Genomic DNA, 15,728 nt, shown 5'->3' with positions numbered 1-15,728 from the left:
GGGGGGGGGGGGGGGGGGGGGGGGTGGGGGGGGGGGGGGGGGGGTGGGCGGGGGGGGGGCCCCCGGGGGGGGGGGGGGGGGGGGGGGCCCCCGGGGCACCCGCCGGGGCCCCCCCGCCGTGTGGTCGTGTGCTGTGGGTCAGACGGTGATCAGGGCCTCCAGTGGGGCCCCGGCCAACGCGGTCTCCAGGCGCTGCCTGCCCGCCAGGAAGGACAGCTCCATCAGGACCGCGACACCGGCGACCTCGGCGCCCGCGCGGCGGATCAGCTGGAGGGAGGCCTCCGCGGTGCCGCCGGTGGCGAGGACGTCGTCGATGACCATGACGCGGTCGCCCGCGGACAGGTCCTCGGCGTGCACCTCGATCTCGGCGGAGCCGTACTCCAGGTCGTAGGCCTGGCTGAGCGTGGCTCCGGGGAGCTTGCCCGCCTTGCGTACCGGGATGAAGCCGACGCCCGCGCGGACGGCGGCCGGGGCGCCCAGGATGAAGCCCCGGGCCTCCAGGCCGACGACCTTCGTGGCGCCGTGCCGCACGGCCAGCTCGGCCAGTGCGTCGGTCAGCGCGGTGAACGCCGCCGGGTCGGCCAGCAGCGGGGTGATGTCCTTGAACATCACGCCCGGCTCCGGGTAGTCGGCGACGTCACGAATGCGGCTGAGCAGCAGTTCCTTGATGTCGGTCATCGCCGCTTTCCGCCTCGGCCCCGGCTGCGGCTCCCGGGCTGGGAGCGCGGGCCGACCACCGCGGGGGTGGCGTCCGCCGGCTCGTCGTCGTACGGACCGTCGGCCGCGGGCTCCACGTCGTGGTCGGCCTGGGCCCGCTTGGCGAGGATTCGCTTCTTGAGGGCCTTCAGCTGCGGCTCGCGCTCCTTGAGGTCGGCGACGAGCGGCGTGGCGATGAAGATCGAGGAGTACGCACCGGCCGCGAGGCCGACGAACAGCGACAGCGAGATGTCGTTGAGCATGCCCGCGCCCAGGACACCGCCACCGATGAACAGCAGACCGGCGACCGGCAGCAGCGCGACCACCGTGGTGTTGATCGACCGAACCAGGGTGCTGTTGATCGAGCGGTTGGCGATCTCCGCGTACGTCCAGCGGTTCTGCTTGGTGATGTCCTTGGTCTGCTCCTTGAGGCTGTCGAAGACGACGACCGTGTCGTAGAGCGAGTAACCGAGGATGGTCAACAGACCGATCACCGTGCCCGGTGTGACTTCGAAGCCGACGAGGGCGTAGATACCGATCGTGATGGTGATGTCGTGGATCAGGGCGACGAACGCGGCGATGGCCATGCGCCACTCGAACGCGATCGCCAGGTAGATCACCACGAGGACCAGGAAGACGGCGAGGCCCTGCCATGCCTTGTTGGCGATCTGGTCGCCCCAACTCGGGCCGACCAGGTCCGCGTTGATCGAGTCCGCGTCGACCTTCAGGTCCTTGGCGAGTTCCTGCTTGATTTCGTCGGACTTCGCCGTGTCCACGCCGGAGATCTGGATGCGTAGGGAGTCCTGGCCGAGCTCCTGGACGATCGCGTCGTGGCCGGAGGCCTCCTCCGCGTAGGTCTCCGCCTGGCTGACCGAGACGCTCGTCTTCCCCGTGGTGAAGACGGCACCGCCCTGGAACTCGATGCCCATGCTCAGGCCGCGCACCGCCAGGCCGACGATGGCCGTGATGGTGATCAGGATCGAGACGCCGTACCAGATCTTGCGGTTGCCGACGAAGTCGTAACCGACCTCGCCGCGGTGGAGTCGGGCTCCGAGGTCACCGAGCTTCGACATCTCAGGCCTCCTTCGGGTCGGCGGGGACTGCGGGACGGCGGGTGCGGCGCAGCGGCGGCCGGGCACCCAGCCGCTTCGGGTCCAGACCGGACCAGCTGTGGCCGTTGCCGAAGAACTTGGTGCGGGCCAGCAGCGTCAGGAGCGGCTTCGTGAAGAAGAAGACGACCACCACGTCGAGCACGGTCGTCAGGCCCAGCGTGAACGCGAAGCCCTGGACCTTGCCGACGGTGACGATGAAGAGCACCGCGGCGGAGAGGAACGACACGAAGTCGGAGACCAGGATGGTGCGCCGGGCACGGGGCCAGGCCCGCTCGACGGCGGGGCGCAGCGTCCGGCCCTCGCGGATCTCGTCCCGGACGCGTTCGAAGTACACGATGAACGAGTCCGCTGTGATACCGATCGCGACGATCGCACCGCAGACCGCCGGGAGGTTCAGCGCGAAATTGATGGTCGGACCGAGCAACGCCATGATCACGTAGGTCAGGACAGCCGAGACCAGCAGCGAGGCGATGGCGATCAGCGACAGGCCGCGGTAGTAGACGACCAGGTAGATCACGACCAGGGCCAGACCGATCGCACCGGCGATCAGACCGGCCTCCAGCTGCTCACCGCCGAGCGCGGGGCTGACGGTGGTGACGCTGGACTCCTTGAAGGTCAGCGGGAGCGCGCCGTACGACAGCATGTTGGCGAGGTTCTGGGCCTCCTCCTGCGTGAAGCTGCCGGAGATCTCGGCCTTGCCGCCGGTGACCGCCGCCTGCACGAAGGGGTGGGAGACGACCTCGTCGTCGAGGACGATCGCGAACTCGTTCTGCGGGGAGGTCTGGCCCGCCAGCTGACCGGTGATGTCGGCGAACTTGTCGGCGCCCTTGGAGTCGAAGTCCATGACGACCTGCCAGCCGGTGCCGGTCTGCGTGTCGAGCAGCGCCTGGGCCTTCTCGACCTCGGTGCCGTCGACGCCGACCGGGCCGAGCACGAACTTGCTCCAGCTGCCGTTGTCCTGGCCGCATGCCACGACGACGTCGGTGGTCTTGCCCTTGCCGGCCTCGGAGCGCTGCTTCGGGTCGTTGCAGTCGAGGGCGGCGAACTTGGCCTGGAGTGCCTGGGTCTCCTCGTCGACGCTCGCGCTCGCCGACGGCGACGCGCTCTCGGAGGCCTTGGCGGACTCGGAGGCGCTGCCCGACGGCGTGGGGTCGGCCTTCAGGGCGTCGGTGACCGCACGGCCCTGGGAGGTGGCGGAGGACGACGGGCTGGCGGAAGAACCGGAGTCGGGCGAGGTCGCCTCGTCCTTGCCGTCGGAGCTCGACGGGCTCGGTGAACCACTGGGGCTGCCGCTGGCGCTCGGCGAGGCACTCGGGGTCTGCGGCGTGCCGGCGCCGACCTGGCTCTGCAGAACCGGACGGAAGTACAGCTTCGCGGTGGTGCCGACCTGTTCCCGGGCCTCTTCGGAATCCGTGCCCTTGGGGATGTTGACAATGATGTTCTCATTGCCCTGGGTCTGGACCTCCGCCTCGGACACGCCCAGACCGTTGACACGGCGGTTCATGATCTCGACCGCGGTGTCCATGTTGGTCTTGTTGATCGCGTTGGGCTGGCCGGGCTCGTTGACCGCCGTCAGTGTGATGCTCGTACCACCGGCGAGGTCGATGCCGAGACGCGGAGTGGTGTGTCCGGAGGCAAACATTCCCCCGGTGAGCGCCACAAGGGCGATCAGGATGAGGGCCAGCGCGCGCCCAGGCTTGCTCTGGGTACTCGCGCTCCGGCCCTTCTTCGGTGCTGCCACCTTCTCGTACTCCCTCTCGGGCCGCCGTGCGCGGGGTCAGCGCGGGGACGGCCATGACTGGTGTCGGGAGTCCGGGCGAAAACGGCACGTGCCCGGGGCGCGGGCGGTTCTCGCTCGCACTCCCGGGACGTGACTACTTCGCGTCGGACTCGCCGTCGGTCTTCTTCGGCTCTGCTTCGTCGGCCTTCGCCTCGGCGGTCTCGTCGGTCGCGTCGTCGGACGCGTCCTTCTTGCCGAGGTCGATGGGCTTGTCGTCGGAAGCGGCGGAAGCGTCGTCGGAGGGCTCGTCGGTCTCGGTGAGGGAGGAGGCGTCGTCCGGGACGACGTCGGACTTCAGGTCGTGCTCGATGCCGTGGACGATGCGGTTGTACTCCTCGTCGCTGAGGACGGCACCGATGGAGTTCTTGGCGAACAGCAGCTCGACGCCCGGCCCGGCGTCGAGGAGGACGGTGTCCTCGCTGACCTCCTTGACGGTCGCGTACATGCCCCCGATCGTGCGGACGCCGGAACCGGGCTGCATCTGGTTCCGCATGTCGACGGCCTGCTGCTGCTTCTTCTTGGCCGATCGGGTCATCAGGATCATGGCCCCGATGAGCACGATGAACGGGAGGAGGGTCACGAGACTCACGGGTCGGAACTTCCTTCACACGACCGCGATGGCGAGCGGCCTGATGGTTGGGGGTATGTGTGTCGCCGACAAGGGCGGCATCGGCGGAGTCTAAGCGAGTCCACCGTGATGGAACAACGCACAGCATGTCACCGGGGTTCCATGCCGGGCGAGTACCGCGCCGTCACGAGAAGGTCACGCCCCGAACAGGTCCTGTTGTCCGTTTCCGCCGGTCGTGCCGCGTGGCGGGGTGAGGCCCAGATGGGCCCATGCGGCGGGGGTCGCGACCCGGCCGCGGGGGGTTCGGGCGAGCAGGCCCTCGCGGACGAGGAAGGGCTCGGCGACCTCCTCGACGGTCTCGCGCTCCTCCCCCACGGCGACGGCGAGTGTGGAGAGGCCGACCGGTCCGCCGCCGAAGAGCTTGAGCAGGGCTTCGAGGACGCCCCGGTCGAGGCGGTCGAGGCCGCGGGCGTCCACCTCGTAGACGGCGAGGGCGGCCGCGGCGATGTCGCGCGTGATGATGCCGTCCGCCTTGACCTGCGCGTAGTCCCGTACGCGGCGCAGCAGACGGTTGGCGATGCGGGGGGTGCCGCGCGAGCGGCCCGCGATCTCGGCGGCGCCGTCCGTGTCGATCTCGACATCGAGGAGGTTCGCCGAGCGGTGGATGACGCGCTCCAGTTCGGCGGGCTCGTAGAACTCCATGTGCGCGGTGAAGCCGAAGCGGTCGCGCAGCGGCGGCGGCAGCAGTCCCGCGCGGGTGGTGGCGCCGACCAGGGTGAAGGGGGGCAGTTCGAGGGGGATGGCGGTGGCGCCGGGGCCCTTGCCGACGATGACGTCGACGCGGAAGTCCTCCATCGCCATGTACAGCATCTCCTCGGCGGGCCGGGACATGCGGTGGATCTCGTCGAGGAAGAGGACCTCGCCCTCCTGGAGGGAGGAGAGGATCGAGGCGAGATCGCCTGCGTGCTGGATGGCGGGGCCGGAGGTGATGCGGATGGGTGCGCCCATCTCGGCCGCGATGATCATCGAGAGGGTGGTCTTGCCGAGGCCCGGTGCGCCGGAGAGCAGGACGTGGTCGGCCGTCGCGCCACGCGCGCGTGCGGCCCGCAGGACGAGGTCGAGCTGTTCGCGGACCTTCTCCTGGCCGATGAACTCGTCCAGGTCCTTGGGGCGCAGGGCGGCCTCGACGGCCTGGTCCTCACGGTCGGCGACAGAGCCCACCAGCCGCTCGGGAGCGGTGTCGTCGGTCGTGTCGTCCCAGTTCATTACGTGTGCCTCGCGGGTCGCGGTCGGGTGGGCGGAGCTTCAACAGGGGGCCGGCGGGCTCTGTCGAGGGTTTCAGCGGGCTCTGTTGAGGGTCTGGAGGGCGGCCTTCAGCAACTGGCCCACCTGGGGCGTGCCTTGGGCGGCCTCGGCCTGGGGGGCCACGGCCGACACGGCCTCGTCGGCCTCGCGGGTGGCGTACCCGAGACCGATCAGGGCGGCGTGCAGCTGGTCGCGCCAGCCCTGGCTGACCGGGGCGCCGATCGCGGGGGCGCCGATCGGTTCGCCGAGGCGGTCCTTCAGTTCGAGCAGCAGCTTCTGGGCGCCCTTCTTGCCGATGCCGGGGACGGCGATCAGCGCCTTCTCGTCGCCGGTCGAGACCGCGCGGCGCAGGGCGTCCGGGGTGTGTACGGCCAGCATCGCCTGGGCCAGGCGTGGGCCGACCCCGCTCGCGGTCTGGAGCAGTTCGAAGACCTGGCGCTCGTCGTCGTCGACGAAGCCGTAGAGGGTCAGCGAGTCCTCCCGTACGACGAGGGAGGTGGCGAGCTTGGTCTGCTGTCCCATGCGCAGTCCGGAGAGCGTGTTCGGTGTGCACTGGAGCGCGATACCGATGCCCCCCACCTCCACGACGGCGGAGTCGGGGGCGAGGGCGGCGACCGGGCCGCTGACGAAGGCGATCATGTCGTACGGCCTTTCGATGCATGCAGGGCCACGGCCTGCTGCAGGCGGTTCTGGGCGGGGGCTCGCCAGATGTGGCAGATGGCGAGGGCGAGGGCGTCGGCGGCGTCCGCCGGTTTCGGGGGTGCGTCGAGCCGGAGGAGGCGGGTGACCATGGCGCCGACCTGCGCCTTGTCGGCGCGGCCGCTGCCGGTGACGGCGGCCTTGACCTCGCTGGGGGTGTGCAGGGCGACGGGGATGCCGCGGCGGGCGGCGCACAGCATGGCGACGGCGCTGGCCTGGGCGGTGCCCATGACCGTGCGTACGTTGTGCTGGCTGAACACCCGCTCCACGGCGACGAATTCGGGGCGGTGCTCGTCGAGCCACTGCTCGATGCCCTGTTCTATCGCGACGAGACGGTGCCCCAACTCGGCGTCCGCGGGCGTACGGACGACTCCGACGCCGAGCATGGTGAGCGGCCGTCCGGCGACGCCCTCGACCACACCGACACCGCAACGGGTCAGTCCCGGGTCCACCCCCAGTACGCGCAACGCGCCCCTCCTTCGATCTCCCCCAGCTACCGCTGGGAGGTGCCCCCGGTTTGTGCAGGCTATCGGGTGCCGCTGACAACGACCGACAACGCGACGGGCCGACGGGGGGTGTCCCGTCGGCCCGTTGAAGCCCATCGGCCCTGGAGCCCGTTCGGCTCCGGCGGCGCTACGCGTCGACCTTGGCCATGACGTCGTCGCTGACGTCGAAGTTGGCGAAGACGTTCTGGACGTCGTCGCTGTCCTCGAGGGCGTCGATCAGCTTGAAGATCTTCTTGGCGCCCTCCTCGTCCAGCTCGATCTGCATCGTCGGGACGAAGTTGGCCTCGGCGGAGTCGTAGTCGATGCCGGCCTCCTGGAGGGCGGTGCGGACCGCGACCAGGTCGGTGGCCTCGCTGAGCACCTCGAAGGACTCACCGAGGTCGTTGACCTCCTCGGCGCCCGCGTCGAGCACGGCACCCAGGACGTCGTCCTCGGACAGCTCGCCCTTGGGGACGATCACGACGCCCTTGCGGTTGAACAGGTACGACACGGAGCCCGGGTCGGCCATGGAGCCGCCGTTGCGGGTCATGGCGACGCGGACGTCGGAGGCGGCGCGGTTGCGGTTGTCGGTGAGGCACTCGATGAGCACCGCGACGCCGTTGGGGCCGTAACCCTCGTACATGATCGTCTCGTAGTCGGCGCCACCGGCCTCGAGACCGCCACCACGCTTGATCGCGGAGTCGATGTTCTTGTTCGGGACCGACGACTTCTTCGCCTTCTGAACGGCGTCGTACAGCGTCGGATTGCCGTCCAGGTCCACGCCGCCCATGCGCGCCGCGACCTCGATGTTCTTGATCAGCTTCGCGAAGAGCTTGCCGCGCTTGGCGTCGATCACGGCCTTCTTGTGCTTCGTCGTGGCCCATTTAGAGTGGCCGGACATCTGCCTGTCTCCTTCGCGTAACCCATCTCTGTACGAACGGCAGAGATCCTACAAGGACTCCGTTGTCCGGTTGGAGCGCACCATCTCGACGAACAGCGCGTGCAGCCGGTGGTCGCCGGTCAGCTCCGGGTGGAACGACGTGGCGAGGGCGTTGTCCTGGCGTACGGCGACGATGTGACCGTCGTGCTCGGCAAGCACCTCGGCCCGCGCACCCACGGACTCGACCCAGGGGGCGCGGATGAAGACGCCCTCTACAGGATCGCCCGCGACGCCCTTCACGTCGACCGCCGCTTCGAAGGACTCGTTCTGCCGTCCGAAGGCGTTGCGGCGCACGATCATGTCGATGCCGCCGATGGTCTCCTGGCCCGAGCGCGGGTCGAGGATCTTGTCGGCGAGCATGATCAGGCCGGCGCAGGTGCCGTAGACGGGCAGGCCGTCGCGCACGCGCGCGCGTAGGGGCTCCATCACGCCGAAGAGGACGGCCAGCTTGGAGATGGTGGTGGACTCGCCGCCGGGGATGACGAGGCCGTCCACCTCGGCGAGTTCCTCGGGGCGCCGCACCGACCTGGCCACGGCGTCGGCCGCGGCCAGGGCGACGAGGTGCTCCCGTACGTCGCCCTGGAGGGCCAGGACGCCTATCACGGGGGTGTCGCTCATGGGTTGCTTACCAGCCCCGGTTCGCGTAGCGCTCAGCCTCGGGCAGGGTGTCGCAGTTGATGCCGACCATGGCCTCGCCCAGGTTGCGGGAGGCGTCCGCGATGATCTTCGGGTCGTCGTAGAAGGTGGTGGCCTTCACGATGGCGGCGGCGCGCTTGGCCGGGTCGCCGGACTTGAAGATGCCGGAGCCGACGAAGACGCCCTCGGCGCCGAGCTGGCGCATCAGCGCGGCGTCGGCCGGGGTGGCCACGCCACCGGCGGAGAACAGCACGACCGGGAGCTTGCCCAGCTCGGAGACCTCCTTGACCAGCTCGTACGGGGCGCGCAGCTCCTTGGCGGCGGCGTACAGCTCGTTGTTGTCGAAGCCGCGCAGCTTGGCGATCTCGTTCTTGATCTGGCGCAGGTGGCGGACCGCCTCGACGACGTTGCCGGTGCCGGCCTCGCCCTTGGAGCGGATCATGGCCGCGCCCTCGGCGATGCGGCGCAGGGCCTCACCGAGGTTGGTGGCGCCGCAGACGAACGGGGTGGTGAAGGCCCACTTGTCGGAGTGGTTGACCTCGTCGGCCGGGGTGAGGACCTCGGACTCGTCGATGTAGTCCACGCCGAGGGACTGCAGGACCTGGGCCTCGACGAAGTGGCCGATGCGGGACTTGGCCATGACCGGGATGGAGACGGCGCCGATGATGCCCTCGATCATGTCGGGGTCGGACATTCGGGCCACGCCGCCGTCCTTGCGGATGTCGGCGGGGACCCGCTCCAGGGCCATGACCGCGACCGCGCCCGCGTCCTCGGCGATCTTCGCCTGTTCCGGGGTGACGACGTCCATGATCACACCGCCCTTGAGCTGCTCGGCCATGCCGCGCTTCACGCGGGCGGTGCCGGTCTCGGGGGTCTGGGCGGTGGAGTTGGAGAGCGTGCTGGACACGGGTTTGACCTCGCTCAGGGAAGGGGGTTTCTGCAATCACCGAGGAAACGCGAGGGGTGCAGGCCACTGCAAGGGCCAATGGGGAGGCGGTGGATCGTTTTTGTGGGGTGGGTGGTCGTCCGCGGGCCGGTGGGCCTTCTCGGCAGTTCCCCGCGCCCCTGAAGGGCCAGGCACTGCGGGCCTGAAAGGCGACGGGGCTGCGAGCCTGAAAGACGACAGGGCTGCGAGCCTGAAAGACGACAGGGCTGCGAGCCTGAAAGACGACAGGGCTGCGAGCCTGAAAGCAAGGGCGCAGCCCTGCTTTTCAGGGGCGCGGGGAACTGCGCGAGCAACCACACACCACCCGCACCCGCCGACGAACCCGCAGCCCGAGCCCTCAGGCGCCCCAGAAGTCACGCCGTCGCCCGGTCGGCCAACGCCGCCGGCGGCTCGTCGTCCATCTCGAAGGCCATCGGAAACGGCGCATGCCCCGCAAGCCGGAACCAGCGCACCTTGCGATGGCGGCGCAGCGCACGCGCCGCGCGCACCGCGTCGTTGTGGAAGCGGCGGGCCATGGGAACCCGCCGGACGGCCTGGGCCAGCTCGTTCGCCGCGTCCTCGCCGCCCGGGGCCGCCCGTACGACCTCCACTTGCTGCGCGTCCGCGAACACGGCCCGCAGCGCCTGGCTCAGCTCGCTCTCGGCGACCTCGCGCTGCTCCTCCTCGGCCTGCCGGGCCGCGTGGGCCGCCTCGTAGAGGACGATCGACGCGGCCGGGTCCAACACTCCGGAGGTGGCCAGTTCCTGGGCGACCGAGGCGCGGCGCAGCAACTGCGCGTCGAGCGCGGCACGGGCCGCGTCGATGCGCGCGTGCAGTCGGTCGAGGCGTCCCGCGGTCCAGCTCAGATAGAGGCCGATCGCGAAGAGGACGACCGCGATCCAGATGAGAGTCGACGTCACGGGCCGCAAGGCTACCCGTGCCCACGAGCCCCGAAGAGGCCCGGGGAACCCCGCGACCGGCCCACAACGCCCCGCAGCCGACAACGCACCTGGTGAGGGCTGGGGGCACGGCCCTCGGAGAGGCGGCGGGCCAGTGCGGCGGGGGCGAGAGGACCAGGTCCTGGAACCGCCACCGCCTCACCTCACTCGCGCGCCAGCCCCAACCGCGCCCGCAGGCCGATCCGTTCATCCGCCGCCACCGACGCCGCGCCCTCTGTAACCGTCTCGTAGACGCCGAGGATGTCGGCGCCGACGGTGGACCAGTCGAAGCGGCGGACGTGGGCGCTGCCGTGTGTACGGAGTTCGGCACGGCGGCCGGGGTCGCCGAGGAGACGTACGGCGGCTGCCGCGAGCGCGTCCGCGTCCTCGTTGGCGAACAGTTCGCCCGCGCTGCCCTGGTCGAGAACCTGCGCGAAGGCGTCGAGGTCGGAGGCGAGGACGGGAGCGCCGGCGGACATGGCCTCGACGAGGATGATGCCGAAGCTCTCGCCGCCGGTGTTGGGGGCGACGTAGACGTCGACGCTGCGCAGGAAGCGGGCCTTGTCCTCGTCGCTGACCATGCCGAGGAACTCGACGCGGGAGCGCAGTTCCCTGGGCAGGGTCTCGACGGCCTCCTCCTCGTCGCCGCGCCCGGCGACCAGCAGCCGGGTCCTGGGGCGCTCGGCGAGGATCTTCGGAAGGGCCTTCATCAGCACGGGCAGGCCCTTGCGGGGTTCGTCGATGCGGCCGACGAAGCCGAGGGTGTCACCCTGCCAGTCGGGGTTGGGCTTGGCCCGGGCGAAGAAGTCGACGTCGACGCCGTTCGGGATGACGACGGCGTCGCCGCCCAGGTGTTCGACGAGGGTGCGGCGGGCGTACTCGCTCACCGCGATGCGGGCGCTGATCTTCTCCAGCGCGGGCTGGAGGATCGGGTAGGCGGCGATCATCGCCCGCGAACGCGGGTTGGAGGTGTGGAAGGTCGCGACGATCGGACCCTGCGCCGCCCAGCAGGCCAGCAGGCCGAGCGACGGGGAGGCCGGCTCGTGGATGTGGATCACGTCGAACGTGCCGTCGTGGAGCCAGCGCCGCACCCGGGCCGCCGACAGGAAGCCGAAGTTCAGGCGGGCCACCGAGCCGTTGTACGGCACGGGGACCGCGCGGCCCGCGGAGACGACGTACGGCGGCAGCGGAGTGTCGTCGTCGGCGGGGGCGAGCACCGACACCTCGTGGCCGAGGCGGATCAGGTGGTCGGCCAGGTCGCGGATGTGGAACTGGACTCCCCCGGGCACGTCCCAGGAGTACGGGCAGACGATCCCGATCTTCACGGGCGCCCCTTCTCGGAACCCGGCTCGGATTCCGTCGCGGAACCCGAGGGGCCGTCGGGACTCTTCGCGGGGTCGACGTCCGCGAGCCACAAGCGCTGGAGCATGTGCCAATCCTCCGGGTGGTCGGCGATGCCGGTGGCGAAGGCATCTGCCAGCGCCTGTGTCATGACAGACGTCTTCTCGGCGCGGGTACCTGTCCCGGGTACCTCGATCGGGGGATGCACGCGTCCGCGCATGACGGGCGACTCGTCGTACCAGAGTGTCACCGGCAGCAGCAGCGCGCCGGTGTGCTGGGCGAGGAGGGCCGGTCCGCCGGGCATCCGGGTCGGCTCGCCGAAGAACTCGACCTCGACGCCGGACGCGGACAGGTCACGGTCGGCGACCAGGCAGACCAGCCCGCCGTCGCGCAGCCGCCGGGCGAGGGTGCCGAACGCGGAGCCGCCGTTGTGCGGCAGGACCTCCATGCCGAGGCCCTCGCGGTAGGCGACGAAGCGGTCGTAGAGCGTCTCGGGCTTGAGGCGTTCGGCGACCGTGGTGAACGGTGTCTTCAGCTCGGTGGTGACCCAGGCGCCGGCGAGGTCCCAGTTGGCCAGGTGCGGCAGCGCGAGTATGACGCCCCGGCCGGCGGCGAGGCCGTCGGTGAGGTGGTGGAGGTCCTTGACGGTGACGCCGCTCCTGATCCGCTCCTCGCTCCAGGCGGGGAGGCGGAAGGACTCCATCCAGTAGCGCAGGTAGGAGCGCATGCCCGCGCGGGACAGCTCGGCCAGGCGCTCCGGGCCCGCGCCCGGCACCACGCGCGCGTAGTTGGCCTCCAGGCGGCGTACGAGTGGGCCGCGACGCTTCCAGGTGGCGTCGGCGATCGTCCGGCCGAGGCGTACGGCGACGGGCTCGGGGAGCTTCTTCACGGTACTCCAGCCCAGGCCGTACAGCCCGTCGGTCAGCCGGTCCCGCAGAGCGCTCACGGGGTCGCCTCGCTGTTGTGGGCGGTGTCCGGGGTCTCCTCTGCGGTCGCGGCGGCTGCCTCCGCCTCGGCCTCGGCGGACTCGCGACGGACGGTGACCACGCGCTGGATCAGCGTGACGAGGCTGCCGACGGCCACGATCCACAGGGCGATGGGCAGCAGGACGTCGATGCCGGGCACACCGAACGCGTGCAGACCCGACAGACCGGCCGCGACCAGCGAGATCACCAGGCGCTCGGCGCGCTCCACCAGACCGTTGACCGCCACCGGCAGGCCGATCGACTCGCCGCGGGCCTTGGTGTACGACACCACCTGGCCGCTCGCCAGACAGAAGATCGAGACGGCGCACAGAGCGAGGTCGTCGCCCTTGCCCGCGTACCAGAGGGCGAAGCCGCCGAAGATCGCACCGTCGGCGACACGGTCGAGCGTGGAGTCGAGGAAGGCGCCCCAGCGGCTCGAACGGCCCATCTGCCGGGCCATGTTGCCGTCGACGAGGTCCGAGAACACGAAGAGCGTGATGACGACCGTGCCCCAGAAGAACTCGCCCCGGGGGTAGAAGACCAGTGCGCCCGCGATCACTCCGGCGGTTCCGATGAGCGTGACCGTGTCGGGGCTGACGCCCCTGCGGATCAGAAACGCAGCGAACGGTGTGAGGACACGCGTGAAGAATGCACGCGCGTACTTGTTCAGCATGGCCTTCCCGAGGGTCGGTGTCGCCGCGTGGCCCCTGCTGGCCATCCGGCTGGCCCATCGTAGCCACGCGCGCGGGTGTGCGACCGTCGGGCACCAGCCCGCCGTGTCTTGTCCGGATGCGGCCGGTGTCACGGTTCCTGACGGCACGGGTGGCGCGGCGGGAGCACGGACCGGCCGTAGCCGGTCCCACCTGGGCGGCGAGGAGCGATCGCGTCCTTCGTATGGACGCATGGTGACGCGAGTGCAAAGCTCGAAGACACCGCGGGCGTCATCGGAGCCGCCACCGCACGCGGATCCGCATGTCCGCGCCCACAGTGACCTCACCGTGCACGGGAGGCAGGATCATGGGCGACAAGGCGAACGCACATCCCGGAGCCGCCGGCAGGGCTACGGCGGCCGACCACCCCGCGTCCGTACGGAATGTGGTGCTGGTCGGCCACTCCGGTTCGGGCAAGACGACTCTGGTGGAGGCTCTCGCGCTGACGGCGGGAGCGGTGAACCGGGCGGGCCGTGTGGAGGACGGCGGCACCGTCTCCGACTACGACGAGATCGAACACCGGCAGCAACGCTCGGTGCAACTCTCCCTCGTCCCCGTCGAATGGGGCGGGTACAAGATCAATTTGCTGGACACCCCCGGATACGCCGACTTCGTCGGGGAACTCAGGGCCGGTCTGCGAGCGGCGGACGCGGCCCTTTTCGTCGTCTCGGCCTCCGACGGCGTCGACGGCTCGACCCGCATGGTGTGGGAGGAGTGCGCGGCGGTCGGCATGCCCAGGGCGATCGTGATCACGCATCTGGAGGCCGCGCGGGCGGACTTCGAGGAGATGACGAGGATCTGCGCGGAGACGTTCGGCGGCGACGACCCCGACGCCGTACTACCGCTCTACCTGCCGCTGCACGGCCCCCAGGGTCCGGACGGGCACGCGCCCGTGACGGGTCTGACCGGACTGCTGTCGCGGAAGCTGTTCGACTACTCCTCCGGGGAGCGCAAGGAGTCCGAGCCGAGCCCCGAGCAACTGCCGGCGATCGAGGAGGCCCGGAACCGGCTCATCGAGGGGATCATCGCCGAGAGCGAGGACGAGACCCTCATGGACCGCTATCTCGGCGGCGAGGCCATCGACGTCAAGACGCTCATCGACGACCTGGAACGGGCCGTCGCCCGCGGTGTCTTCCACCCCGTGCTGGCCGCCGCCCCCGCGGCCGACGGCGCCAAGCAGGGCCTCGGCACGGTCGAGCTGCTCGAACTGGTCACCGGAGGCTTCCCCACCCCCCTGGAACGCGAGACGCCGACCGTCACCACCCCCGACGGCAGGCCCCGCGAGATCGACGCGGCCTGCGACCCCGACGGACCGCTGGTCGCCGAGGTCGTGAAGACCGCCAGCGACCCGTATGTGGGCCGTATCTCGCTGGTACGGGTCTTCTCCGGGACCCTGCACCCCGACGAGACGGTGCATGTCTCCGGGCACGGGCTCACCGACCGGGGGCACGAGGACCACGACGTCGACGAGCGGATCGGCGCCCTGTCCACCCCGTTCGGCAAACAGCAGCGGACGCTCACCCACTGCATCGCGGGCGACCTCGCGTGCGTCGCGAAGCTGAACCGCGCGGAGACCGGGGACACCCTTTCGGCCAAGGACGACCCGCTCCTCATGGAGCCGTGGGAGATGCCCGATCCCCTGCTGCCGCTCGCCATCCAGGCGCACAGCAAGGCCGACGAGGACAAGCTCTCGCAGGGCCTCGCCCGGCTGGTCGCGGAGGACCCGACCATGCGGCTCGAACAGAACCAGGACACCCATCAGGTGGTCCTCTGGTGCCTGGGTGAGGCGCACGCCGACGTGGCGCTGGAGCGGCTGCGCAGCCGCTACGGGGTCCAGGTCGACGTCGTACCGCACAAGGTCTCCCTGCGGGAGACGTTCGCCGACAGGTCGGCGGGCCGTGGCCGGCATGTGAAGCAGTCGGGCGGACACGGGCAGTACGCGATCTGCGAGATCGAGGTCGAGCCGCTGCCCGGCGGCTCGGGCATCGAGTTCGTGGACAAGGTCGTCGGCGGCGCCGTGCCCCGGCAGTTCATCCCGTCCGTCGAGAAGGGTGTGCGGGCGCAGGCCGCCAAGGGAGTCGCGGCCGGCTATCCGCTCATCGACGTACGGATCACGCTGCGGGACGGCAAGGCCCACTCGGTGGACTCCTCGGACGCCGCCTTCCAGACGGCGGGCGCGCTGGCGCTGCGCGAGGCCGCGGCCGACGCGAAGATCCACCTCCTCGAACCCGTGGCCGAGGTGTCGGTCCTGGTCGGCGACTCGTACGTGGGCCCCGTGATGAGCGATCTGTCCGGGCGGCGCGGCCGGGTCGTCGGCACCGAGCAGGCGGGCGGCGGACGCACCCTCGTCCGGGCCGAGGTGCCGGAGATCGAGATCGACCGGTACGCCGTCGATCTGCGCTCCCTGTCCCATGGCACCGCGCGCTTCGGCCGCCGGTACACACGGCACGAGCCGATGCCCTCCCATGTCGCCGACAAGGTCCGCGAACAGGCGAAGGAGAACTGACAGTTCGGGAGCCCCGCACGGTGGGCGGCTGTGGCCGTCCGCCGGCGGACGCGGGACCTCAAGGCAGGTTCAAGGCCTACGCAAGGCCGGTGCGGGCAGGTTCAGGGCCGGTTCGAGGCCTG

At 70.5% G+C, this 15,728-nt stretch carries 15 protein-coding genes; 1 reads left to right on the top strand and 14 read right to left on the bottom strand.

Annotated elements, in window-relative coordinates; all coding sequences use genetic code 11:
* Positions 1–138: 138 nt before the first annotated feature.
* The 14 genes from ACWD26_RS34690 to pgsA all read right to left on the bottom strand — a co-directional run bounded on the left by ACWD26_RS34690 (position 139) and on the right by pgsA (position 13,108).
* Positions 139–678 carry an adenine phosphoribosyltransferase gene (locus ACWD26_RS34690; protein ID WP_451276054.1) on the bottom strand — a complete coding sequence of 180 codons (540 nt, stop codon included), beginning with the start codon at positions 676–678 and terminating at the stop codon, positions 139–141.
* Positions 675–1,769 (bottom strand): protein translocase subunit SecF, encoded by a 1,095-nt coding sequence (gene secF, locus ACWD26_RS34685; RefSeq protein WP_451276052.1) that lies wholly within the window; start codon positions 1,767–1,769, stop codon positions 675–677. Before secF ends, ACWD26_RS34690 begins: the two co-directional genes overlap by 4 nt.
* Before the next feature lies 1 nt (position 1,770).
* On the bottom strand, positions 1,771–3,549 hold the full coding sequence (gene secD / locus ACWD26_RS34680; protein ID WP_451276050.1) for a protein translocase subunit SecD: 1,779 nt from the start codon (positions 3,547–3,549) through the stop codon (positions 1,771–1,773).
* Positions 3,550–3,682: 133 nt separating this feature from the next.
* Entirely contained in the window at positions 3,683–4,177 is a 495-nt protein-coding gene (gene yajC / locus ACWD26_RS34675; protein ID WP_451276049.1) for a preprotein translocase subunit YajC, read from the bottom strand.
* Between the two features lie 174 nt (positions 4,178–4,351).
* Positions 4,352–5,422 carry a Holliday junction branch migration DNA helicase RuvB gene (ruvB, locus tag ACWD26_RS34670; RefSeq protein WP_451276047.1) on the bottom strand — a complete coding sequence of 357 codons (1,071 nt, stop codon included), beginning with the start codon at positions 5,420–5,422 and terminating at the stop codon, positions 4,352–4,354.
* Between the two features lie 72 nt (positions 5,423–5,494).
* Complete coding sequence (gene ruvA / locus ACWD26_RS34665; protein WP_451276045.1) at positions 5,495–6,100, bottom strand: Holliday junction branch migration protein RuvA; 606 nt, start codon at positions 6,098–6,100, stop codon at positions 5,495–5,497.
* Complete coding sequence (ruvC, locus tag ACWD26_RS34660) at positions 6,097–6,627, bottom strand: crossover junction endodeoxyribonuclease RuvC (RefSeq protein ID WP_451276043.1); 531 nt, start codon at positions 6,625–6,627, stop codon at positions 6,097–6,099. Before ruvC ends, ruvA begins: the two co-directional genes overlap by 4 nt.
* A 166-nt stretch (positions 6,628–6,793) precedes the next feature.
* Entirely contained in the window at positions 6,794–7,546 is a 753-nt protein-coding gene (locus ACWD26_RS34655) for a YebC/PmpR family DNA-binding transcriptional regulator (protein WP_451276041.1), read from the bottom strand.
* A 48-nt stretch (positions 7,547–7,594) separates the two neighbouring features.
* The gene (pdxT, locus tag ACWD26_RS34650) at positions 7,595–8,203 is read right to left on the bottom strand and encodes a pyridoxal 5'-phosphate synthase glutaminase subunit PdxT (protein ID WP_451276039.1); all 609 of its coding nucleotides are present in this window, start codon (positions 8,201–8,203) and stop codon (positions 7,595–7,597) included.
* 7 nt (positions 8,204–8,210) lie between these two features.
* On the bottom strand, positions 8,211–9,128 hold the full coding sequence (gene pdxS, locus ACWD26_RS34645) for a pyridoxal 5'-phosphate synthase lyase subunit PdxS (protein ID WP_451276037.1): 918 nt from the start codon (positions 9,126–9,128) through the stop codon (positions 8,211–8,213).
* Between the two features lie 392 nt (positions 9,129–9,520).
* Positions 9,521–10,066, bottom strand: coding sequence for a hypothetical protein (locus tag ACWD26_RS34640; protein WP_451276035.1), 546 nt, complete (start codon positions 10,064–10,066; stop codon positions 9,521–9,523).
* Positions 10,067–10,248: 182 nt separating this feature from the next.
* Positions 10,249–11,409: a glycosyltransferase family 4 protein gene (locus ACWD26_RS34635; protein WP_451276033.1), complete on the bottom strand. Its 1,161-nt coding sequence runs from the start codon at positions 11,407–11,409 to the stop codon at positions 10,249–10,251.
* Positions 11,406–12,371 (bottom strand): phosphatidylinositol mannoside acyltransferase, encoded by a 966-nt coding sequence (locus ACWD26_RS34630; RefSeq protein ID WP_451276031.1) that lies wholly within the window; start codon positions 12,369–12,371, stop codon positions 11,406–11,408. Before ACWD26_RS34630 ends, ACWD26_RS34635 begins: the two co-directional genes overlap by 4 nt.
* Positions 12,368–13,108, bottom strand: coding sequence for a phosphatidylinositol phosphate synthase (pgsA, locus tag ACWD26_RS34625; RefSeq protein WP_451276029.1), 741 nt, complete (start codon positions 13,106–13,108; stop codon positions 12,368–12,370). Before pgsA ends, ACWD26_RS34630 begins: the two co-directional genes overlap by 4 nt.
* A 299-nt stretch (positions 13,109–13,407) precedes the next feature.
* On the opposite strand from pgsA, the gene ACWD26_RS34620 reads away from it, so the two are divergent.
* Entirely contained in the window at positions 13,408–15,606 is a 2,199-nt protein-coding gene (locus ACWD26_RS34620) for an elongation factor G-like protein EF-G2 (protein WP_451276028.1), read from the top strand.
* Positions 15,607–15,728 lie beyond the last annotated feature (122 nt).

It is taken from the genome of Streptomyces sp. NPDC002787 (genome assembly GCF_053592095.1).
The sequence above is the reverse complement of the archived record's forward strand: the minus strand, read 5'-3'. Positions and strand labels throughout refer to the sequence as shown.

Bases quoted from the DNA above. Each gene is read 5' to 3' on its own strand.
- ACWD26_RS34690 (WP_451276054.1), bottom strand. From the start codon at position 678: ATGACCGACATCAAGGAACTGCTGCTCAGCCGCATTCGTGACGTCGCC.
- secF (WP_451276052.1), bottom strand. From the start codon at position 1,769: ATGTCGAAGCTCGGTGACCTCGGAGCCCGACTCCACCGCGGCGAGGTC.
- ruvB (WP_451276047.1), bottom strand. From the start codon at position 5,422: ATGAACTGGGACGACACGACCGACGACACCGCTCCCGAGCGGCTGGTG.
- ruvA (WP_451276045.1), bottom strand. From the start codon at position 6,100: ATGATCGCCTTCGTCAGCGGCCCGGTCGCCGCCCTCGCCCCCGACTCC.
- ACWD26_RS34655 (WP_451276041.1), bottom strand. From the start codon at position 7,546: ATGTCCGGCCACTCTAAATGGGCCACGACGAAGCACAAGAAGGCCGTG.
- pdxT (WP_451276039.1), bottom strand. From the start codon at position 8,203: ATGAGCGACACCCCCGTGATAGGCGTCCTGGCCCTCCAGGGCGACGTA.
- pgsA (WP_451276029.1), bottom strand. From the start codon at position 13,108: ATGGCCAGCAGGGGCCACGCGGCGACACCGACCCTCGGGAAGGCCATG.
- ACWD26_RS34620 (WP_451276028.1), top strand. From the start codon at position 13,408: ATGGGCGACAAGGCGAACGCACATCCCGGAGCCGCCGGCAGGGCTACG.